The following is a 21,867-nucleotide window of genomic DNA, read 5'->3' as shown; positions in this document are numbered from 1 at the left end:
AACTAAAAAGATAATCTTGACAGGCAAGAACAAAAAAATATTATCGCTTTTTATCAAAGTTGCAATTGTAATGTTTGCCTTTTGGTTTATTTACCATAAGCTCGTTGCAAATAAAAATCTTCACGATTTCAGTACACTATTAAAAGATATCCCTCAGATAGAAATAATCACCGTAATCGGGATAGTGGTATTTCTGATGTTTGTAAATTGGTTTTTAGAGGCCGGTAAATGGAAATACTTAATGAGCCATATCGAACCCATCAGTTTTTACAGGGCCATCGAATCTGTTTTCTGTGGTTTAACACTTGCTATTTTTACACCCAACAGACTAGGAGAATATGGAGGTCGTGTATTTTTCCTCTCTCCCCGAAGAAGAATTGTCGGGATAGTGGCCATGAGTGTGGGCAGCATTGGTCAATTGGTGCTAACCAATGTTTTCGGAGCCATTGCAGCCTGCTTTTTCGTATACCGCTTTATCCCAATTGATAGGGTAATATTTATTGCTTTGGTTTTTTTCGTGATAATTTTTTGCCTGTTTTTTCTGGTTTTTTACTTTAACATCCGTTGGTTAAACGGGATTTTATTATCTTTCAAATTCACCAGAAAATATAAGAAATTTTATAGCATTTTGGCCAGGTACAAAAAAAGGGAACTATTAAAGATTATTACTTATTGTTTTGCCCGTTACCTGATATTCAGTTCGCAATATTTTATTCTATTTATCTGGCTTGTGCCTGGATTGCACTATACAGATATTGTGATGATGACCTGTTTGCTATTTTTGGTACAATCGGCACTGCCTTCACTGGATCTTTTCGATGTTGGTATTAGAAGTGTCACTGCAGTTGAGCTGTTTAAACATGTAACCGATCAACACGTGGCTGTTATTGCATGTACCGCAAGTATCTGGCTCATAAATATTATAATTCCTGCTATCTTAGGCACTTATTTCGTTTTTAAACTCAATTTTTTTGGAAATCTTAAATCTAATTAGTCTTATATCTGCTGCTTTAACCTTAATTTATGGTTTTTTAGTGCTTAATTTTATCAGAGGATGGCATAACCTGGTCTATTTTATACCACAAAAATCTGATCCCCGAACCAAAGTTTCTATTATAGTTGCGGCAAGGGATGAGGAAGAGAATATTGCCAAAACGATTAATGACCTGATTGCTCAGCAATATCCTAAAGCTCTAACAGAGATTATTATTATTGATGACCATTCTACTGACAGAACAGCGGAAATTGTGTTGAGCTATGCCGACAGTAATGTGAAACTAATTAAGTTAAATGAGGATAGGGCATTAAACTCGTATAAGAAGAAAGCCATACAAACAGCTATCGGCACCTGCTCCGGCGATCTGATCATTACCACTGATGCGGATTGCAGGATGGGACATAATTGGCTGGTTACCATTGTAAACTTATACGAGCAAAAGAACTATAAAATGATCTCTTCGCCTGTAGCTTATTTTCAGGAGAAAAGTTTCTTTGAGCGATTACAGTCCTTAGAATTTCTTTATCTTATTGGCTTAGGCGCATCTACCATAGGAAACAAACAGCCATCTACTTGTAATGGTGCAAATTTGGCCTATGAAAAAACAACTTTTTATGAAGTTGGTGGCTTTCAGGGAATAGATGATCTGGCATCAGGCGATGATGAGCTGCTGTTGCATAAAATTGCGGCCAAATATCCAGATCAGATTGGTTTCCTTAAAAATAGAGAAGCCATTGTGTACACCCATGCAAAAGAAACCTTAGGCTCGTTTATACAGCAGCGCAAACGTTGGGCTTCAAAGAGTACCCGTTATAAAAACAAGGCGATTATCGTTTTGGGAGTGTTGATTTGGATCTTCAATCTATCCATTCTTGCAAATTTTATCACCGGACTTTTTATTCCGGGGTTTTTAACCGTCACATTTTATCAATTATTGGTTAAAATGGTTTTAGAAACATTATTTTTATGGGATGTAACGGGCTTTGCTAAAAGGCGCAGTTTACTCATTTTAATACCTGTTTTAAATGTGCTTCATGTAATTTACATGGTGTACATCGGCATTGCCGGAAATAGCGGAAAATACAATTGGAAAGGCAGAATGGTTAGATAATGGATAATAGCCCATCAAAAAAAGTATGGTTAAAGTTTAAACGGAATAAATTTGCCTTCGGCGGATTGGTTTTTATTTTACTGTTAATGATAATGGGCATTTTAGGCTACCTGATTATGCCAGACGATTCTCCAAATGCAAATATTCAGATTCTTCAATTAAATAAAAAGAAACCGGGGAGTACATTTACATTTTTAATTATCAGCCGGAACCCTAAAATAGAAAAGCTTAACTTTTTTGAGCGGATGCTGAATGGGCAGACACCAAGCTTTAAAAGTATCCCGATTACTTCTTACCAGATAAAAGATAAAGATGTTTTTGTACAGGAATATATTGGTGAGGATGAAAAAGCCAAAGAAACCAGGTATGAACTAAAAGATTTATGTTCAAATTGTGTTTTACCTTCAAAAATAGGAACACCACAAGCGCTCTTCGAAGAAAATAACATCTATACACGCACCTATATTTTAGGGACTGATATTTATGGCCGGGATTTATTAAGCCGGTTGATTTTAGGTATAAGAGTTTCGTTATCTGTAGGTTTAATGGCTGTTCTGATCTCTCTTTTTATTGGCGTGAGTTTAGGAGCCATTGCGGGTTATTTTGGTGGCAGGATAGATGCAGCCATCAGTTGGTTTATGAATGTGGTTTGGTCGTTACCATCATTGCTGCTCGTTATTGCGATATCTTTCGCTTTGGGGAAAGGCTTTTGGCAGATCTTTATTGCAGTCGGTTTATCAACCTGGGTAGATGTGGCCCGATTGGTACGTGGGCAGGTGATGGCTTTAAAAGAAGTAGAGTTTGTTGAAGCTGCCAGAGCCTTAGGTTTTAGCACTAGCCGAACCATTATCAAACACATACTGCCAAACATCGCCGGTCCGATTTTAGTGGTTGCCTCATCCAATTTTGCATCTGCTATATTGTTAGAAACCGGCTTGAGCTTTTTAGGCTTTGGTGCGCAACCACCCATGCCAAGCTGGGGGAGCATGATTAAAGAACATTATGGTTATATCATTATGGACGCAGCTTACCTCGCCGTTTTGCCCGGTTTAGCCATTATGTTTACGGTATATGCCTTTAATGTACTTGCCATAGGTTTACGCGATGCTTTTGATGTAAAAGGCCAGAGCGTGACCGTTTAATCATAATAAAGCAGTACCAATTGGCACTGCTTTATCCTCAAAAACAAAAGCTTAAGCTGTTGCGGTCAATGTGTTTACTAAAACAGTAAGCGGATAAACTTTGCTTGAATCTGATCTATTTTGCTTTTTTCTTATCAAAAGAAAACCTACGTGCTATACTAAAGCCCCAGCGGTATTGCCCTTTAAGCCACGAAGTATTCGTATCGGTAATAAACTGCGATTCCTGTATTGCGGTAGCATTAGTGAAATTGAGGTGAAAAATATGCCCTCCGGTTTCAAACTCAAGTCCGGCACCAAGTGTTTTGTAATATTTCGTTCCCAATGTACTTTCGAGATAAGCCTCTTTATTTTTATCCCTGAATGGAATGGTATAATCGGCTACAAAAGCCATGCGTTTGGTAATTTTGATACGGCCACCAACCGACAAGGCAAGCATATCGTTTTGATCACCAAAAACGGTAAAATTGCGGTGTACATACGATGGCATTATCAGCATTGAAAAGTTTGAATTAAACTTACGGGCAATTACGGCTTGAACCACATAAGTTAAGCGATCCTGGAATTCGCTAAATGCATTTGCAGCGGTGGGGTCGGTTGAAGCTTTCGCTGCAGAAACGGTAGTGCTGCCGAATAAGGTTACTGCAACAGGTACTTTATCATCGGCGGTTTGCTCCAGCAAACGGTATTTTAAATTCCCTTCGTAAAGCTGTGTTACCACACCGGCTCCTTTTGCCCTTGATAAACCAACGGAAAGCCTATCGCTGATTCCGTATTCAAAGCCAATTCGGATATCTGTTGATTGATCCAGCCCAAAAAAGTTTTTGGTACCACCTGCACTGCCTGCAATATCGCCAAAACGGTGATCTACCCTAAAATCCAGTTCATTTTTATAAATGGTTTCATTGGTTTGGATGTTGATCAGTTTGGTTGCCTTAAAAGTAGCCTGTACATTCTTTTTTTCAGCAGGCATTTGCAATGCTTTTTCGAGCGAATCTTGTGCAAAAGCTAAGGTAGGCAAGAGGGTAATAGATAGATATAAAAGAGATTTTAGACGAAATTTCATAAGTTTTATTTTTTGGGTTGATAAATAGCGGTCATTTTTACCTGTATGGTTTCTGCAATCTGTTTAAAAACGATCGTTGGGATTTTGATACCATGATCGGCCAGTTTTACATTAAATGTAGATGTAGCTTTTGCCTCATCGCCGGTAATTACTAACGATCCTTTTGTTGTATATTCTTTGGTTATGCCATGGATCTGCAGGTTACCCTTAACCGTAACGGGATAAGTACCCGGTTTTGAAAAATCGATCTGTTCTACAATTTTTCCTTTAAAATCAGAAGTTGGGAACTTATCACTCTCCATATAATTTTCGTTAAAATGCTCCTGCATCAGTTTTTTCTTAAACTGAAAAGAAGTATTGTTGATTTTGAAAATGATATCGTTGGTTTTGGTATTAAGTGCCGAAGCACCTGTTTTACTCTGTGCATCGATATCTTCTACAGGTGTGGAAGAAAAAAATGAAGAAGTTACGCTTTTACTTACCCAGATCTGCGCTTTTATGCCTGTGCATAATAACAAGGCTATTAAGGTGAAAAATAGTTTTTGCATCGGTGTTTTGTTTAAATTTTTAATGGAAACATCTTGATTTAGCGTTAATGTTTATTTGTTATTCTGGCATACCTTTATCAACCCAGGCTTGTAATAACTCTCTTTCATTGGCTGTTAGAGATCCACCTTGTGGCATTGTTTTGGTAACCAGAACAGCATTAGCTACTCGCGCATCATTTTTTATAGAGGCTAAACCATTTAATGCCCATACGCCTTTCAATCCCCCATTAGGGCCATGGCAGCTATTACATTTAGTTTGAAATAGTGCGCCTGCAAAATTGTTGTAGGTTACATTGGCAGTGGTTACCGCTGTTGGACCTGTAGGAGCTGCTGGTTTTAATTCCTCAGCCTGCCTTTTTGAGCAGGCAAATAGTAAGGCCGTAATTACGGCTAATAAAAAGATTGAATTTTGTTTTTTCATAGGTGTTTATTTAAGATTAAAATTGGTGGAAGATTCATTTCTATATATTCATGTATGATTGCGCTCAATGAAATTTTACAGGAACGGCCGTTTTTTTAAAATTTATGTTCTGTTTGTTTGAAAAGTATAATTGTTATTTATAATAAGCATGGTTTTATGTAATTTCTGCTGAAATCTTAATCGTTACGTAGCTTTCTAAGAATTGGTTGCCTGCGGGAATAAAAAAAACAAAAAAAAGCCGTTCCGATTTTACATCGGAACGGCTTTCGTGATAAATTTATCTAAAACCTAGCTAAAATCTTCGGCCTTTAAGGGTGGATTGATTTTAATGTCTTTAATTACAGCTGAAAACCTTGTGGACTCACCACCGATTGAGTTAAAGTAAGTGGAAATAGCATATTGCCAACTTTCTTGTAATTTGCCTAATTTCAGACGCACCATTTGGTAATGGTACGCTTATCTTTCACAAGTAAACCCAATTTGGTGTTGTATAATCAATTTTCTTTTTGTCGGAAGTGATATTTGTTTATTTAAAAACATCAGTACACCTACTTTTGCCGTACTGCAGCTTTAATTTCTCCAGGTTTTGTATTGGTTAATTAATCCGTTGGTAGAACTATCATGGCTCGAAACTTTTTCGTTGTCAGCCAGTTCAGGAAGAATCTTTTTGGCCAATTGTTTGCCAAGTTCTACTCCCCACTGATCGAAACTAAAGATGTTCCAGATAATTCCCTGAACAAATATTTTATGTTCGTAAATGGCTACTAAGCTACCTAAAGTATATGGCGTTACTTTTTTCAACAATATTGAGTTTGTTGGACGATTGCCTTCGAATACTTTAAACGGTGCAATTTTTTCAATTTCTGAATCAGGTTTACCTTCTTTCTTCAACTCGGCTGTTACTTCTTCTTCGGTTTTACCGTTCATTAATGCTTCTGTTTGCGCAAAAAAGTTCGATAGTAAGATAGGGTGATGATCGCCTAGTGGGTTTAAACTCTGCGCCGGAGCAATAAAATCTGCAGGAATAATCCGCGTACCCTGATGAATTAACTGATAAAAGGCATGCTGACCATTTGTACCTGGTTCGCCCCAGATAATCGGCCCGGTTTCATAATCAACCTCGTTGCCGTTTCTATCAACATGTTTGCCATTACTCTCCATATCTCCCTGTTGAAAATAAGCAGCAAAACGATGCATATATTGGTCGTAAGGTAAGATAACCTGCGTTTCTGCATTATAGAAATTGATATACCAAACGCCTAACAAACCTAATATTACCGGTAGGTTACTTTCAAATTCGGCAGTTTTAAAATGGTTATCAGTTGCATGTGCACCAGCCAATAATTGTTTAAAATTATCGAAGCCTATGCTTAATGAGATCGATAAGCCGATAGCACTCCATAAAGAGTAACGACCGCCAACCCAATCCCAAAACTCAAACATGTTTTCGGTATCGATGCCAAAAGCAGAAACATCTTTGGCATTGGTAGATAATGCTGCGAAGTGTTTAGCAATATCACTTTCTTTGCCACCTTTATCTAAAAACCAGGTACGGGCAGAGTGTGCATTCGTCATGGTTTCTTGCGTGGTAAAAGTTTTCGATGCTACCAGGAATAACGTTGTTTCGGCATTCAGACCCGCTAATGTTTCAGCGATGTGTGTACCATCAATATTCGAAACAAAGTGAATATTTAAGTGGTTTTTATAATGTTTCAAAGCTTCGGTGACCATTACAGGCCCCAAATCCGATCCACCGATTCCAATATTTACCACATCAGTAATGGCTTTGCCAGTATAACCTTTCCATTCACCACTGATGATGCTATTACTAAATTTCTCCATTTTAGCCAATACTGCATTTACTTCAGGCATTACATCTTTGCCATCAACTAAAATTGGTGTATTGCTTAAATTACGTAAGGCGATGTGAAGTACCGAACGGTCTTCGGTTTCATTAATCTTATCACCGTTATACATTGATTTTATCGCTTCATCCAGTTTACACTCGCGTGCCAATTGAATCAATAGTGCTAATGTTTCATCGCTGATACGGTTTTTGCTGTAGTCCAGTAGAATATCCTCAAAAAAAACAGAAAATTTATTGAAACGATCTGCATCTTCAGCAAAAAGATCTTTAATGCTTTTTTGATTAATATCTATAAAATGATCGGCTAAATACTTATATGCCTCAGTTTCTGTGAAATTTATTTTAGGTAACATAATCTTTGTTTTTTGTAAAAGTAATAAAGCAAAAATTTAAAATTGTCTTTTTATTGTTCTAAATCAATAAGAATTTTTAATGTTGATTAAACTAAGAAGAGTTGTCAACTTTAATAGCAAACCTGCCATTAAAGTTGACAACTCTAAAATCCATTTTGGAAACCTTAGTGCCGATACTTGCAGACTCCTGTTGTTACCTGTTCAGATAAAACCAAATTCCATCTCTCCCTAAAATTGTTTAGCTTAGGGCAACCTAAACTAAACCATTCATTTATGAAGAAAATATCCCTGATCGGTTTTTCGCTACTGGCGTTAAATTCTTTTGCACAAAAATCAGATTTAAGGCCATTGGTTTCAAAAAAAGCGGATGCCATTGAACAAAAAGTAATTGCCTGGCGGCGCGATTTTCACGAACACCCAGAGTTGGGAAATACCGAAGTAAGAACAGCCGGTATTATTGCAAAACATTTAGAATCTTTAGGGATAAAAGTAACCACCAGCGTAGCCAAAACAGGAGTAGTTGGTGTGCTAAAAGGAGGGAAGCCAGGTTCTGTGGTGGCTTTACGTGCTGATATGGATGGCTTACCGGTTACCGAGCGGGTAGATGTTCCGTTTGCCTCGAAAGTGAAAACCCAGTATAACGGTCAAGAGGTTGGTGTAATGCATGCCTGTGGACATGATAGTCATGTGGCTATTTTAATGGGGGTAGCAGAAGTGCTGGCATCTATGCAAAAAGATATTCAAGGGACTGTGAAATTTATATTTCAGCCTGCCGAGGAAGGCGTGCCTGTGGGAGATGAAGGTGGCGCAGCATTAATGATTAAGGAAGGTGTGCTCGAAAATCCTAAAGTTGATGTGATTTTCGGTTTACACATCAATTCTCAAACTGAAGTTGGTGATGTAACTTATCGCCCGGGTGGAACAATGGCTGCAGTTAACGATATGAAGATTACTGTTACCGGAAGGCAGGCACATGGGGCATACCCATGGAGCAGTATCGATCCCGTGGTGGTTTCCGCTCAGATTATCAATAGCCTTCAAACCATTGTAAGTAGGAATTTAAACGTGACCGAAAACCCCGGAGTGGTTACCATTGGTGCCATTAATGGTGGTGTGCGATCGAACATTATCCCCGAAAAGGTTGAGATGTTAGGTACAGTGCGCAACTTTAGTAAGGAAGATGAAGCCATGTTTATCGAAAGGATTAAAACCATCGCTACGAAAACAGCTGAGGCAGGTGGCGCAACAGCCGAAGTGAAAATTCCTTACAGTAATCATTATCCGGTTACCTTTAATAATATTGCACTAACCGAAAAGATGTTGCCAAGCATGGAATTAACAGCAGGTAAAAATCACGTGAAATTAAAACCACCGGTTACCGGTGCAGAAGATTTCTCTTTTTTCCAGGAAAAAGTACCTGGTTTATTTGTGTTTTTAGGAGGAATGCCAAAAGGCAAAGATCCTTTGAAAGCAGCATCGCACCACACACCAGATTTTTACCTTGATGAAAGCGGTTTCGTTTTAGGGGTTAAATTACTCTCTAATCTAACGCTGGATTATATGTCGATGAAAAAATAAGAGGTTCATTAGTTCATTTGTCATTGGTTTATTAGTCATGGTGCATGAATAAAGAAAATAAATTGGTTTAACAAATAGTAAAGGATCAGTTTTAATTGAAATTGCTTTCCGCCATGCGCTATGCTCAAAGCGATTTTATATATTTGTTCCATGACCAAAGAAAATATTCAGGATTTAAGGGACAGAGTAACGTCGCTGAGGAGGTATCTTTGACGTTGATGAGCTACTTTACGCTATCCGCGAAGAAGAAAAATTAACAATGGCGCCCGATTTCTGGGACGACCCTAAAAAAGCAGAAAAAATTCTTGCCGAAATCAGTTCAAAGAAAAAATGGACAGATGGCTTTAACCAAACCAGCAACGCGGTTGAGGATGCAGTGGTGATGTTTGAGTTTTTTCAATCGGGAGATGCTTCAGAAGCTGAGCTTCAGGATCAGTTCGAGATCGCCAAAACTGCTGTAGAAGAACTCGAACTTAAAAATATGCTGCGCAGCAAAGAAGACCAGCTTTCTGCAGTATTACAAATTACTGCCGGAGCTGGAGGAACTGAAAGCTGCGATTGGGCTTACATGCTGATGCGGATGTATATGATGTGGGGTGAAAAGAACGGTTACAAAATTACCGAACAGGATAGCCAGGAAGGGGAGGTTGCAGGGATAAAATCAGTAACGCTTCAATTCGATGGCGATTTTTCTTACGGCTACCTGAAAGGCGAAAATGGGGTACATCGTTTAGTGCGTATTTCTCCCTTCGACTCGAATGCCCGTAGACATACTTCTTTTGCCTCGGTATATGTTTATCCTTTAGTGGATGATACCATTCAGATTGATATTAACCCAGCTGATATCGAGTTCGAAACTTTCAGGGCAGGCGGTGCCGGCGGACAAAATGTGAACAAAGTTGAGACAGCTGTGCGTTTATATCACAAACCATCTGGTATCATTATTAAAAACCAGGAGTCGCGATCGCAATTACAGAATAAAGAGAATGCGATTCGGTTGCTTAAATCTCAATTGTATGAGATCGAAGAACGTAAACGGAATGAAGCCATTGCTGCGGTAGAAGGATCGAAGAAAAAGATAGAGTGGGGTTCGCAAATCAGGAGTTATGTTTTAGACGACAGGCGCGTGAAAGACCACCGTACCAATTACCAGACCTCCAATCCTGATGCAGTTTTAAACGGTGATATTAACGACTTTTTAAAGGCTTATTTAATGGAGTTCTAACAAATGTATTTCGATCAGATATAAGCAAAGGAATTAGATATGGATATCATTATCGAAGACTTTAATGTAAAAAAAAGCTTATTAGAGTCAAACCAGATAATCTGGAAGACGTTTAGCAAGAGACTTAAAATTGTTTCATTAGTCTTCTTCGTGTTAGGAATTGTTATGTACGGCTATTTGCACTACATTGTAAGGAATGAAGAGACGGATTTAAGTGTATTAATTTTCTGTTGGGTTGTTGCTTTAAGTGCTTTTATTAGGCTATTAAGGGCAAAACGTAGTTTTTGGATTAAGTTTGAAAATACTACGAATCTGGCATTTCCTTCAAACACGCGTAAGTTGATAATTACTGATGAAGGCATAGAAGGTATTACCGATAATTATCGATCTTTCGCAAAATGGAATATCCTCACATCGTTCAAAGTTTATGATCAATACATCAGCATAACAAATGTGATGATGCATACGTCATTTTTTATTCCAATCCATTTAATGACTGATGAGGAATTTAAATCGCTATTGTTTTATCTTAGATCTACTAAAAAAGAAATAAAATAGATATGAAATTTTGTTTAACCCTGTTAATTCTAGCCATTTTAGTGATGGATGTGAAAGCACAAGAAGTAATCCCGTTGTATACTGGCGACATTCCAGGTGCAAAACCTACGCCAGCAACCTATGTAGAAAATACCGAAGTCCGCTCAAATGGCACTTTAAGTATTACCAAAGTATCAATACCTACATTAACTGTTTTCGAAGCACCTAAAGACATTGCCACTGGTACAGCGGTAATCATCTGCCCGGGTGGGGGGTATGGGGCTTTGGCCTTTAGTCATGAAGGTACTGATGTAGCTAAACGCTTTAATGCCATTGGAGTAACTGCCTTTGTATTGAAATACCGTTTGCCGAGCGATGAAATTATGGTTGATAAAACCTATGGGCCGTTGCAAGATGCACAGCAAGCCATTTACCTGGTTAGAAAAAATGCGAAAAAATATAGGATTAAGACCAGTAAGATTGGAATTATGGGCTTTTCTGCAGGTGGACATTTTGCATCAACTTTGGTTGCTCATTATAACGATCTTAAAATTTCTGATCCTGAAAAGGTAAGTCTGAGACCAAATTTTGCTGCATTAATTTATCCTGTAATTAGTTTCGAAGAATCAGTACATACTGGTACCATGAAGAATTTATTGGGGCCAAATCCTGCTGACAGTTTAAAACATTATTTCTCGGCAAATAAAAATGTGAACAAAAAAACACCCCCTGTTTTCTTTGTACATGCTAAAGATGATAAAACCGTTCCTTATGAAAATAGTGTTTTAATGAATGAGGCACTAAAGCAGAATAAGGTAGATACTGATATTTATCTATATGAAAAAGGTGGACATGGCTTTGGTCTGATTAATAAAACTTCAGATGTAGACTGGTTTAACTTATTGGCTACCTGGATGAAGAAAGAGAAATTTTGATATCCTCAATGATTTTTAACCTCTTCACCTGATTTAATTTAAGCCACTTTAAACTTATTTGATCACTCAAATAGAAATTTAAACATTTAAATAAAGCCTGATCATGATTTGTGGTCAGGCTTTTGCTTTTATATCGTTTTTACATTCTTCAGTAAACAAGCTATAAATCCCATTTTACCACTCTATTTTTACGATTTAACCCCTTATTTTTTAGTTATGGTTTGTATAAATTTGCTTACGTATATGTCATTTTTGACTTTGATGCTGCAAATGATCTAACCACATACGTAAAAATATATAAGCAGATTTACAGTTTTGAATTTAATATGCTTGTATTCAGTTTTTATGAAGTTAGGTCAAACGTAATGCTTTTACAATTAACCAAATATTTACCTAATTCAAAAAAAATGAGAAAAGAAACAACGAAATGGTGCCTGCTATTGGTATGCTTGTTTACCGGGCTTTTATCTTGCAAAAAAGATAAGGCTGAAATTAAATCCGAAAATGGTCAGGTTAAAGCCTGGGAAACATTAATTGATGGCAATTCTTTTGCCAGCTACGCTAATTTTGAGGCACAATGGAATTACAACTATCCCTGGGGTACTGATCATAATGGTTCGGCACGCATGGTGGGTAGTTCTTCTAACCACAATCAAATCTCTTTAAGCGGAGGCGTATTAACAATTAAAGCTACCCGTTTAGCCACGTCACCTGGAAACAGTACAGCTAATGGCTTTACCAATGTGGCCATTTGGTATAACTCTGGCGCATGCCATGCCAAGCAACAGGTGCTTATTAACGATCAGTTTCCCAGTTATACCATTTCAGGAGATTTTGCCGTGCCAACTAGTAAAGGTACCTGGCCTGCATTCTGGATTACGGGCGTTAATTCGTGGCCACCAGAAAGCGATATTATGGAATTTAAAGGCAATAATACCAATTGGCAAAACACTTATGATGGTGGTTGGGAAAATAAACTTACTGCAGTTTCTAACGCAGGCTCTTACCACAATTATAAATGCTGGTACAATAAAGTAAGTGCAACGGATGTAGATTGCCATTATTACATTGATAATGTTTGGGTGGCCAAGCATACCATGAGTAATTCGGTAAATAAGCCCATGTGGCTAATCATCAACATGCAAATGGAAGGAGATAGTGGCGCTCCTGGTCCGTCTGGTAATACTTTGTACACTGGCAAAAATATTTACCTGGGTAGAGAAAGAGCTTTCTAATTGCTTAAATAAAAATTAATTTGGAGGCAGCATTGCAGCTGCCTCCATTGTATCATAAATAAAATATGAACAAATATTTATTCTTTCTTGGCGGTATATTGCTCTGTGTTTTACTAACGCAGTGCAAAAAGGATGAAATAACAACGCCACAAAACAATGTTGCTTTATTGATTAACAGGATTAATCTGCTAAGACAGAGCGGATGTAATTGTGGTGCTGAATATATGCCCCCGGTACCCAGCTTATCTTCAAATAACCAGTTGCAAAATGCGGCAATAATGCATGCAAAAGACATGGCAGAACAAAACTATTTTGATCATTTATCTCCAGATGGCGGTACTCCCGCCGAACGTACATTAAATGCAGGTTATAAAGGCCATTTTAGGACAGAAAATTTAGCCAAAGGATATTCTGATGTGGATCAGGTGATTGCCGCGTGGAAAAATAGTGTAAGCCATTGTAAAGCCATGATGGATGCTAAAAGTAGTGAAGCTGGTGTAGGTATGGCACAAAATTATTGGGTGGTAACCTTCGGCAGTTCCTTATAATCTTTTATCGTTTTATCAATTACATTAAGTAAGCCATTGCTATACAAATCATTAGCTAATTCCCAAAACATAATGCCATTTAATTTTTGATCAATTACATATTTGGTTTTTAATGAAATTGATTTTGGATCATCAAAAGTGACGAAATACCGGGTTTTCGGATTATAATAATAAGGAGCTTTCGCTACCTCATCCCAATAATAGGTATAGCCATTTTTCGTTGAGAACTTTTTGTTGAAATCCTTAAAGGCAAGGCTGCTTAAAAATTTTGTAGGCTGGTATAATCCCTGGTTCGCATTGGTTGTGTTTTCAAAAATACGGGCGTAGAATGCTGCTCCTAAAGCAATTTTTTGCGCAGGTACACCCAAACCAATTAAAGCTTTTACAGCATAATCGGCGGATAAAGTTTGTTGTGGGGTAGAATATAAAGGCGAATGATGTCCACTTTGCGATGCATATCCACCTACCAGATCGTAACTCATTACATTTACCCGGTTTACCAGTGGCATTACCTTATCCCATTCAAAGCAAGAATCGATGCTGTTTTGAGATCCTCCGGCTGCGAAACTAATCTCTGCTTCTTTGCCGAGCTTTTCTCTCAGTTCTTTAATCAATAAAGTAAAGTTATGCTTATCATCAGGCGTATACCTGTGCCCGGGATAACCCGAAATAGCCGGGTATTCCCAGTCGAGATCTATACCATCGGCCTTGAAGAAATCTAAAAGTGCTTTAGTTGTTTCAGCAAATGTTTTTCGCCCATCAGCTCTGCTAAATACTTCTGAACAATTAGCGCAGGCACCCCAGCCCCCCATGGCAATCATAACCTTTAAATTGGGGTTACGTTTTTTGAGCTTAACCATTTTCGAAATCAAAGCCGAATCTTCAGCAGATGTGATGTTTAAACTATCACCTTTTAAATGTCCAAAGCTGTAAATCAGGTGGCTCAGTTTTTCAATCGGGAAGCGATCTATTACCGTGTTTTGTCCGCTATAATAGGCAATTACGTTGGGTTTTACTGTTTGCGCTTTTAGGCTACCAGCGAAAAGCATTAAAGCCATCAGGCAAATTCTAGGTAAATTATAAATATTTTTGTACACAGGGTGGGGGAATTTAAATGCTGTTCTCTGCTAAAATGTTTTGGAGTTCGTTTAATTCAGCTACTTTTTCGGTTGCTCCGGCATTTTCATAAGCCGAAATCAGGTTTCTGATTACGCGGCGGATGATATCGGTATTACTGCAGGGTTTATAATATTCAGGTAAAGCTTCTAAGTTAAGTTGACGCAAAAACTGATCCACATCATGTTTGCCAAAAATATTACCACGGTTAAAGGCATTGATATAAAATAGCACACCATACTCAGCGCCCTCTTGCTTACTATCATCAATGTAACCTAAAATAAAATGCTGTGGCAAATTAATCCCATATACTGGCAGATCTAATTTTTGGGCCAGGGTAGAGTAAATAATGGCCAACGAAATCTGGTTGCCTTTTTTGCTTTCTAAAACCTGATTTAAGTAAGAGTTTTGAGGATCGTGATGGTTTTTGGTGTTGCCGCCAAAGCCATATTGCTGGTATAACACGTGGTTAATTAGTTTTACTTTCTCAACCGAACTCATTTCGTACTGCAGCCCCAACCAGATATCCCTTTTTATCTCTTCAATTTGGTTAATTACTTTTTGCTCATCTAAATCAGGATATTGGTAACGGTTTATAATCAGGGCGCCTTGTAATAAATCAAAAGCACCACTTAAATACCAAAGGTTTAGGTCTTCTTTAACGGTTTTGAACTGGATTTGATGGACAATATTTTCAATGCGTTCCTGCATCAAGCCATCGAAAGATTGTTCCCAGGCATTTTCTAAATAGTGGATTACTTCACCGCCATATTCAAGCAGTTTCTTTTCTACATGCTGGAATACTTCCTCGTCCGGATCATCCAACAGTTTTACTAAAGCACTTATCTCTGCGATATTTTCCATAAAACATACATACGTTTGCGGCGTTTAATTACTTTTGCAATATTATGCTATTTCAATTTATTAAAGATTACCTTAAACACCGTTTAACAGCTAAGAGCAGACACGGAACGCATTCGCCATTTGTGTACAAGCTCGCTGATGAGGTAATTTACGACTTTAACGACAAATCTGAATACAAAAATATAGAAGAGCAACGAAAAAAACTTTTTAATGACGATTCAATAATCAACGTTACAGATCTTGGAGCGGGTTCTCACCTTAATAAGAGCCGTACCAAGAAGGTAAGTCAAATTGCCAAGAATGCGTTAAAAAGCCCAAAGTTAGCCAAGCTTATTTATCGGTTAGCTAAAAATACCGAGGCAAAAAGTGCAATTGAATTGGGTACCTGTTTAGGCATTACCACTGCTTATCTTGCTAAGACAGATCCACAGACCGAAGTCATTACCATAGAAGGTTGTCCGCAGACTGCAGAGGTAGCCAGGAAAAATTTCCAGGATTTAGATTTAGAGAATATCGAACTCCATGTGGGCAACTTTGATTTGATTTTACCCGATATTATTGCCCGCCAGCCCAGCCTCGATTTTGTATATATCGACGGAAACCACCGGAAAGATGCTACTTTGAATTATTTTAAATGGTGCCTGCCAAAAGTTACCGAAAATTCGTTACTCATTTTTGACGATATTTATTGGAGCGAAGGAATGAAAGAAGCCTGGACTGAAATTAAAAATCACCCTGATGTTACGGTAACCATCGATTTATTTTGGATTGGATTGGTTTATTTTAAAAAGGGGCAGGTTAAAGAACATTTTAAACTTAAGTTTTAAACCCATGCAGGAACCGAAATTAGCAGGCATTCAAAAACGATCAGCACTTTTTGTTTTGCTGCTTAGCCTTTTCTCAGGAATCGCAGCTTACCTGCTTTCGTTTCTTTGTAAAATGGATACCCTTACGCATATTATGTTTGGGTGGGATGTTTTTTGTGTGGTGTTAAATACCCTCCATTGGTATATGTTTTTTCATACCTCTTCTGCCGAAACTCATTTAAAAGCCAAAATGCAGGATGAAACCCGTGGCGAAATTTTTGTTATTGTAGTGGTTTCTACCTTTGCAGGTTTACTGGCGGTAATTCTGTTGCTAATTAACAAGGATATTGAACCGCTAGATTTAATCATTGCCATACTTGGCATGTTTTTATCGTGGTTTTTAGTGCATACTACTTTTACCATGCGTTATGCCCATTTGTATTATGGCGGCAAGCAGAAGGAAAAATCGGAAAAAGATGGTTCGGGGTTGGAGTTTCCAGGCAATGATGAACCTGATTTTATCGACTTTGCTTACTTTTCTTTTGTTCTGGGCATGACTTTCCAGGTTTCTGATGTCGAAATTTCGAATAGGGAGATCAGACGACTATCCCTTTTGCACAGTTTAATCGCCTTTATTTTCAATACTGTTATTGTAGCATTAACCATTAATGCACTGGCAGGGCTAAGCAAGTAATTTCTTTCTGGGAAAACTTACGAAGTTTAGAAATGCCTGAGCGAAGGAGAACTTCGTCAGTTTGGTCTGGCCTTAGCTGATTCTTAGTAATAGCAGTTTTTTTGGAAATGAGCAGTCCGGTTCTTTTAGCAGGTTTCGGTCCCGCTCCCGCTTCTGCCGATGAAGAATCGGCATCCCGCTTCGATCGGGTTTAGAAACAACAGTTAAATGCTTTTGGCTCCATACCAGGGCAAGCCGTTCGGTCATAAACCTGACAGAAGCGAGCATCCCGATTCTTCATCGGGATAAAGCGAATGGCAGGGCTACAAGAGCCAAGAACCACAGTCCGTTCATTTTCAAATAAAAAGTGTTAATGCTTAGGATTAGGAAATGAGCAGTCCGGTTTTTTTAGCAGGTTTCGGTCCCGCTCCCGCTTCTGCCGATGAAGAATCGGCATCCCGCTTCGATCGGGTTTAGAAACAACAGTTAAATGCTTTTGGCTCCATACCAGGGGCAAGCCGTTCGGTCATAAACCTGACAGCAGCGAACACGTAGTGTAACGAAGTAAAGCGAATGGCAGGACTCCAATAGCCAAGAGCCACAGGTCATTCATTTTCAAATAGGTGTATATTTTAATTTTATAACACTGTATATCAGATTATTATGATTTTAAACTGATTTTTCAGTAATATAACTTGTTTTTTAGTTGTAAAACTGAAAAGTAAGTTATAGATTTGAGTATGGAAGAATTAACCAAAGCAGAAGAGCGCATTATGCAGGTTTTATGGAAACTGCAGAAGGCATTTGTGAAAGATATTATTGATGAACTTGAAGACGAACCTAAACCGCCTTATAATACCATCTCATCAATTGTCAGGCTTTTAGAGAAGAAAGGCTATGTTAACTATAAGGCTTATGGGAAAACATACGAGTATTTTCCGGCCATTACAAAAGATGAGTATGCCAAAACTACTTTCTCTAAGCTTTTTGCCGGCTATTTTAATAATTCTCCAACCAGCCTGTTATCATTTATGGTAAAAGAGGAAAAACTAAGTGAAAAAGATATAGAAGAAATTAAGAAAATCATTAACCAGGATTCGAAACCATGATTTTAATTTATTTATTGAAGGTTTCGGCCTGTACATTCATATTCTTTGCCGCTTATCAGTTATTGCTGGCCAGGCTCACGTTTTTTAACCTGAACCGTGTTTATTTATTATTGATGTTGGTGTTGAGTTTTGGTATCCCGGCGCTTACTATCGAAAACCGCCATGAAATAATGATAATTAACCAGGAGATTCCATCAAAAATAGCCTATAGCAATGATGGTGTTGTTGAGCAGGATTTTCTGGACGAAGGTAGCGCCACCAATAATAGCCTAAACTGGGATCAAGTGCTTATGTATGGTTATTGCTCAATTTTAGTCTTTTTTGTTTTTAGAATGCTGTTTGTGATGGTAATTATTCATATCCAGCTGCGTAAACATGCTATTAACAGAAGCGGGGCCGTTATCCTGGTTAATGAGAAATCTACCATAAAAAACTGTTCATTTTTTAACCAGATTATTATAGACTCCTCTTTACAACATGAAGAAAGGAATCTGGTGATAAAACATGAATCGGTCCATGTGAAGCAACTGCATGTCGTCGACAAACTTTTAGTCAATTTCGTTGCGGCAATCCTTTGGTTTAACCCCATTATTTATTTCTGGCGGAATGCCATTGATCATAACCACGAATTTCTGGCCGACCGTGAAACCGCTAAAGTTGCAGATAAGAAGGTTTATGCTTCTTTACTTTTAAACCTGGCTATGCCAGCCCAAAATTTAGCGATGAATAGTTTTAGTAAACTTCCACTAAAAAACAGGATCATGATGTTGTACAAAGAACCAAACGCAAAACTGCAAAAGCTTGCCTATGTAGCCATTATTCCGGTATTAATGATTTGCTGTATGGCATTTATAAACCGAAAAGAAATTATTATTGAGAAAAAATCGACAGGGAATCAGGCTTCTGCAGATGCACCTGTAAAGCCGAATGTTTATGCTATGAACTACTTAAACAGCAACATTAAGGTTAATCCAAATCCTGCTTTTAATGAAGTAGAACCTGTTTTGGTTCTTGATGCTGGTCATGGAGGGAAAGACGGAGCTGGTTCTGCACTTGATGGACAAAAAGAAAAAGACCTGAACTTAAGGGCGGTGAAAATACTGCAGGAAGAAGCCGGAAAAAGAGGAATAAAAATAATATTAACCAGGAGTACCGATAAATTTTTATCACTTAGAGACCGTTTGCCTAAGGGAGAAGCTACAGCATTTATATCTATTCATCATAATGTAACACAGGTAGATGCACCTGTACCTTTCGATGGTATTGAGGTGTATGTTTCGAAACAGAACAGCAATATAAAACTTGCGGAAGATCTGGGAGCTGGCATTTTAAACAAGTTAAAGCAGCTTAACGGAATGGAAGTAAGAGATTCTTTAAAAAACGGAAGTTTATTTTTATTGAGAGAATCAAAGGCGCCGGCAGTTTTAATTGAACTCGGCAATATATCCGACAGTAAAACATTAAATTATATTAATCAGGAAAAAAATATCCGGAGAATCAGTAATTTGATTTTGGACGGATTTATAGCTTTTTCTAAACGGGGCTGTTAATAATTATAGTTATGGAATGGTTAACCTATCTGCTTAAAGTTACTGCCTGTACGGCATTGTTTTTTGGTTTTTACCTGGTGGTTTTAAGAAAGCTCACCTTCTTTAAAATCAACCGTTTTTATTTGCTGGCTTCTTTGTTCCTGAGTTTTATTATTCCTGCTTTGCAGTTTGAGGTTAAACGTGAAATGCCCATGTTAGAAACTGAGCTTGTAGACATGCCTGATTTAAAACCAATTCAACCTGCCCCTGTGCAACTTATTCAGCCTGTTATGGTCGAATACCAGCCAGAGGTGACATCTAAAACTGATTGGGTGGGCATAATGGCTTATGCTTATAGTGGCATCGCTTTGCTTTTATTGCTCCTTTGCCTATGGCGCTTATTCGTTTTGCTTAAACATACAGGGAATTATACCAAAAATAGTAGTGGACTAAAGCTGATTACCAAAACAGAGGGTTTTACCAACTGCTCCTTCTTTAACTATGTTTTTATAAATGATGCGGATTTAAGTGCAACGGATTTATCGGTTCTGCTTAAACACGAGCAGGTACACGCCAGGCAATATCATTCGATAGATAAAATTATTTTAATGGTTTTCAAATCCGTTTTATGGTTTAATCCCATAGTTTACCTATATGATAAAGCTTTAGAGCAGGTGCATGAATATGAGGCAGATGATATTACTTCAGCAGATTGTGGCAGTGAGGCATATGCCAACCTACTCTTAAAACTGGCGATAAGCAAAAGTAATATGCCGCTGATCCACAACTTTGTGAAGAGCCCGATTAAAGCCCGTATTAAAATGTTGTTCCACGCTAAATCTAAAAACATGAAAAAATTAATTTACTTATTGGCCATCCCCGTTGCTGTGGGATTGGTCTGGCTATTTGCCGTTCAGGTAGTGTATGCACAAAATATAAAAGATAAAAGCAAACCTTCGAAAGACTTTTACGAAGGAGCCTTGAAGGGGAAAGTCCTTAACATTAAAAAAGAAACTATAGGTCTTTATACATTCCATTTATTATCGGATGGAAAGATTTACCCGATTGAAGCCACCACTTTTAAAGAAAAGATTAAAGTTGGAGATGAAATTATCGTTTATACATCAGTTAAAGGCTTTAATATGCGAAAAATGGATAAAAATGGAAAAGTTATCGCAGAGACTAATAGACCTATATATAATGCAACAAAGATTACCACTTTTGACGGAAGTTTAATTTACGAGCAAAAAATAGAACATTATGCCTTTTTATATGAAGCCAATAAAGCGCGTTCTGCCTCATCTAAAATTAAAACGATAGAAAAAGACATTAATGGTAAGATTGAAAAGATCGTTCTGAATGATGGCCTTTTTACCATCAACTTAAATCTTAAGGCTCAAAATATAAAGGATGATAACTTTAAAGTAGGCGACGAGGTATTGGTTAAATTTATCGGCGAAACATTGGTGGCAAAAAATATTTATGCTACCGATAAAATGATTGTGCTGTATTCTGAGCCTAAAAAATATACAATCAAAAATGAAGCACTTTATAATCGGTTTTACTTTAACGATGGGAAACAGAAAGTAGCTGTAGTAAAAAATCAACCAACTGAAGTTGCCAAACCAGTTACGCCTAAAATCATCTCGTTTTCTAAAATAACCGGTGATGTGCAGTTCAAAGTTTCTTATCTGGAAAATGTGGTTATCGACATTAGCAACTGCAGGTTAGAAGCCAGGTATGTTGAGTTGGATCAGGCTAACAATAAAATGATCGCCAAAAATGCATCGATTAAAAATTCTAAACAAAGCGTTATGGTAAAGTCTAACCTCATGACGTTTGACCTAAAAAAAGGAGATTATCGTATTGATATCGGTGATGAAACTAAAAAAGGCAATGATCTTGAAAAATTGATTAATTCTATTGCTTTTATTGATAATATCGACAATTCAGATGTAGCTTATAGTGCCCGGGATTCTGTAAAGATGAGTAGAGACAAATCAATTGTTACGCTTTATGGGAAAGCAAAATTGGATTATAAAAATTTTACCATATCAGCCGAGGCAGCTACCTATAACAAGAATACGGAAAAAATAACGGCTAAAAATCTTATCCTTCGAAACAAACTAACCGGAATAACAGCGATTGGTTCTTATGGTGAATTTGATATTAATGGTAAAGTTGAAGTTTGGCAGGGCAACAAATAGTTT

At 37.7% G+C, this 21,867-nt stretch carries 20 protein-coding genes; 14 read left to right on the top strand and 6 right to left on the bottom strand.

Annotated elements, in window-relative coordinates:
- Positions 1-16 precede the first annotated feature (16 nt).
- From KYH19_RS17190 to KYH19_RS17180, 3 genes are read left to right on the top strand one after another with little or no spacing between them, the layout of a single operon-like run.
- Positions 17-994 (top strand): lysylphosphatidylglycerol synthase domain-containing protein, encoded by a 978-nt coding sequence (locus tag KYH19_RS17190; protein ID WP_219075992.1) that lies wholly within the window; start codon positions 17-19, stop codon positions 992-994.
- Complete coding sequence (locus tag KYH19_RS17185) at positions 972-2,108, top strand: glycosyltransferase (RefSeq protein WP_132399173.1); 1,137 nt, start codon at positions 972-974, stop codon at positions 2,106-2,108. Before KYH19_RS17190 ends, KYH19_RS17185 begins: the two co-directional genes overlap by 23 nt.
- Positions 2,108-3,250, top strand: a complete 1,143-nt coding sequence (locus KYH19_RS17180; protein WP_219075991.1) for an ABC transporter permease — start codon at positions 2,108-2,110, stop codon at positions 3,248-3,250. The genes KYH19_RS17185 and KYH19_RS17180 overlap by 1 nt, the downstream gene beginning before the upstream one ends.
- Before the next feature lie 115 nt (positions 3,251-3,365).
- On the opposite strand, the gene KYH19_RS17175 is transcribed toward KYH19_RS17180, so the two are convergent.
- The 4 genes from KYH19_RS17175 to pgi all read right to left on the bottom strand — a co-directional run bounded on the left by KYH19_RS17175 (position 3,366) and on the right by pgi (position 7,502).
- Positions 3,366-4,313 (bottom strand): DUF5777 family beta-barrel protein, encoded by a 948-nt coding sequence (locus KYH19_RS17175; protein ID WP_219075990.1) that lies wholly within the window; start codon positions 4,311-4,313, stop codon positions 3,366-3,368.
- A 5-nt stretch (positions 4,314-4,318) separates the two neighbouring features.
- Positions 4,319-4,861, bottom strand: a complete 543-nt coding sequence (locus KYH19_RS17170; protein ID WP_219075989.1) for a YceI family protein — start codon at positions 4,859-4,861, stop codon at positions 4,319-4,321.
- Positions 4,862-4,919: 58 nt separating this feature from the next.
- On the bottom strand, positions 4,920-5,282 hold the full coding sequence (locus KYH19_RS17165; protein ID WP_219075988.1) for a cytochrome c: 363 nt from the start codon (positions 5,280-5,282) through the stop codon (positions 4,920-4,922).
- A 570-nt stretch (positions 5,283-5,852) separates the two neighbouring features.
- On the bottom strand, positions 5,853-7,502 hold the full coding sequence (gene pgi / locus KYH19_RS17160; protein ID WP_219075987.1) for a glucose-6-phosphate isomerase: 1,650 nt from the start codon (positions 7,500-7,502) through the stop codon (positions 5,853-5,855).
- Between the two features lie 273 nt (positions 7,503-7,775).
- On the opposite strand from pgi, the gene KYH19_RS17155 reads away from it, so the two are divergent.
- The 6 genes from KYH19_RS17155 to KYH19_RS17130 all read left to right on the top strand — a co-directional run bounded on the left by KYH19_RS17155 (position 7,776) and on the right by KYH19_RS17130 (position 13,560).
- Positions 7,776-9,080 carry an amidohydrolase gene (locus tag KYH19_RS17155; protein WP_219075986.1) on the top strand — a complete coding sequence of 435 codons (1,305 nt, stop codon included), beginning with the start codon at positions 7,776-7,778 and terminating at the stop codon, positions 9,078-9,080.
- Between the two features lie 150 nt (positions 9,081-9,230).
- Positions 9,231-10,305, top strand: a protein-coding gene (gene prfB, locus KYH19_RS17150) for a peptide chain release factor 2 (RefSeq protein ID WP_132399187.1) whose coding sequence is annotated in 2 segments (ribosomal slippage) — positions 9,231-9,290 and positions 9,292-10,305 — 1,074 coding nt in all. Because the reading frame shifts where the segments join, the coding sequence is not laid out codon by codon here.
- A 39-nt stretch (positions 10,306-10,344) separates the two neighbouring features.
- On the top strand, positions 10,345-10,863 hold the full coding sequence (locus KYH19_RS17145; protein ID WP_219075985.1) for a hypothetical protein: 519 nt from the start codon (positions 10,345-10,347) through the stop codon (positions 10,861-10,863).
- A gap of 2 nt (positions 10,864-10,865) precedes the next feature.
- On the top strand, positions 10,866-11,777 hold the full coding sequence (locus KYH19_RS17140; protein ID WP_219075984.1) for an alpha/beta hydrolase: 912 nt from the start codon (positions 10,866-10,868) through the stop codon (positions 11,775-11,777).
- Between the two features lie 407 nt (positions 11,778-12,184).
- Positions 12,185-13,012, top strand: a complete 828-nt coding sequence (locus tag KYH19_RS17135) for a glycoside hydrolase (protein ID WP_219075983.1) — start codon at positions 12,185-12,187, stop codon at positions 13,010-13,012.
- Positions 13,013-13,077: 65 nt separating this feature from the next.
- Entirely contained in the window at positions 13,078-13,560 is a 483-nt protein-coding gene (locus KYH19_RS17130) for a CAP domain-containing protein (protein WP_219075982.1), read from the top strand.
- Here the strand turns inward: KYH19_RS17130 and KYH19_RS17125 are convergent.
- Both KYH19_RS17125 and KYH19_RS17120 read right to left on the bottom strand, forming a co-directional pair.
- Positions 13,527-14,618, bottom strand: coding sequence for a glycoside hydrolase family 18 protein (locus tag KYH19_RS17125; RefSeq protein ID WP_219075981.1), 1,092 nt, complete (start codon positions 14,616-14,618; stop codon positions 13,527-13,529). The genes KYH19_RS17130 and KYH19_RS17125 overlap by 34 nt on opposite strands.
- 52 nt (positions 14,619-14,670) lie before the next feature.
- The gene (locus KYH19_RS17120) at positions 14,671-15,540 is read right to left on the bottom strand and encodes a transglutaminase-like domain-containing protein (protein WP_121284010.1); all 870 of its coding nucleotides are present in this window, start codon (positions 15,538-15,540) and stop codon (positions 14,671-14,673) included.
- A gap of 44 nt (positions 15,541-15,584) precedes the next feature.
- On the opposite strand from KYH19_RS17120, the gene KYH19_RS17115 reads away from it, so the two are divergent.
- The 5 genes from KYH19_RS17115 to KYH19_RS17095 all read left to right on the top strand — a co-directional run bounded on the left by KYH19_RS17115 (position 15,585) and on the right by KYH19_RS17095 (position 21,864).
- Complete coding sequence (locus tag KYH19_RS17115; RefSeq protein WP_219075980.1) at positions 15,585-16,367, top strand: O-methyltransferase; 783 nt, start codon at positions 15,585-15,587, stop codon at positions 16,365-16,367.
- 4 nt (positions 16,368-16,371) lie between these two features.
- Positions 16,372-17,040, top strand: a complete 669-nt coding sequence (locus tag KYH19_RS17110; RefSeq protein ID WP_219075979.1) for a DUF1345 domain-containing protein — start codon at positions 16,372-16,374, stop codon at positions 17,038-17,040.
- A gap of 719 nt (positions 17,041-17,759) precedes the next feature.
- Positions 17,760-18,128 carry a BlaI/MecI/CopY family transcriptional regulator gene (locus KYH19_RS17105; protein ID WP_219075978.1) on the top strand — a complete coding sequence of 123 codons (369 nt, stop codon included), beginning with the start codon at positions 17,760-17,762 and terminating at the stop codon, positions 18,126-18,128.
- Positions 18,125-19,678 carry an N-acetylmuramoyl-L-alanine amidase gene (locus KYH19_RS17100; RefSeq protein ID WP_219075977.1) on the top strand — a complete coding sequence of 518 codons (1,554 nt, stop codon included), beginning with the start codon at positions 18,125-18,127 and terminating at the stop codon, positions 19,676-19,678. Before KYH19_RS17105 ends, KYH19_RS17100 begins: the two co-directional genes overlap by 4 nt.
- Positions 19,679-19,689: 11 nt before the next feature.
- The gene (locus tag KYH19_RS17095) at positions 19,690-21,864 is read left to right on the top strand and encodes a M56 family metallopeptidase (RefSeq protein ID WP_219075976.1); all 2,175 of its coding nucleotides are present in this window, start codon (positions 19,690-19,692) and stop codon (positions 21,862-21,864) included.
- Positions 21,865-21,867: the final 3 nt, after the last annotated feature.

This window comes from Pedobacter sp. D749 (assembly GCF_019317285.1).
Lineage (GTDB): Bacteria > Bacteroidota > Bacteroidia > Sphingobacteriales > Sphingobacteriaceae > Pedobacter.
Note: the sequence above shows the minus strand (reverse complement) of the source record. Positions and strands in the feature narration are given on the sequence as shown.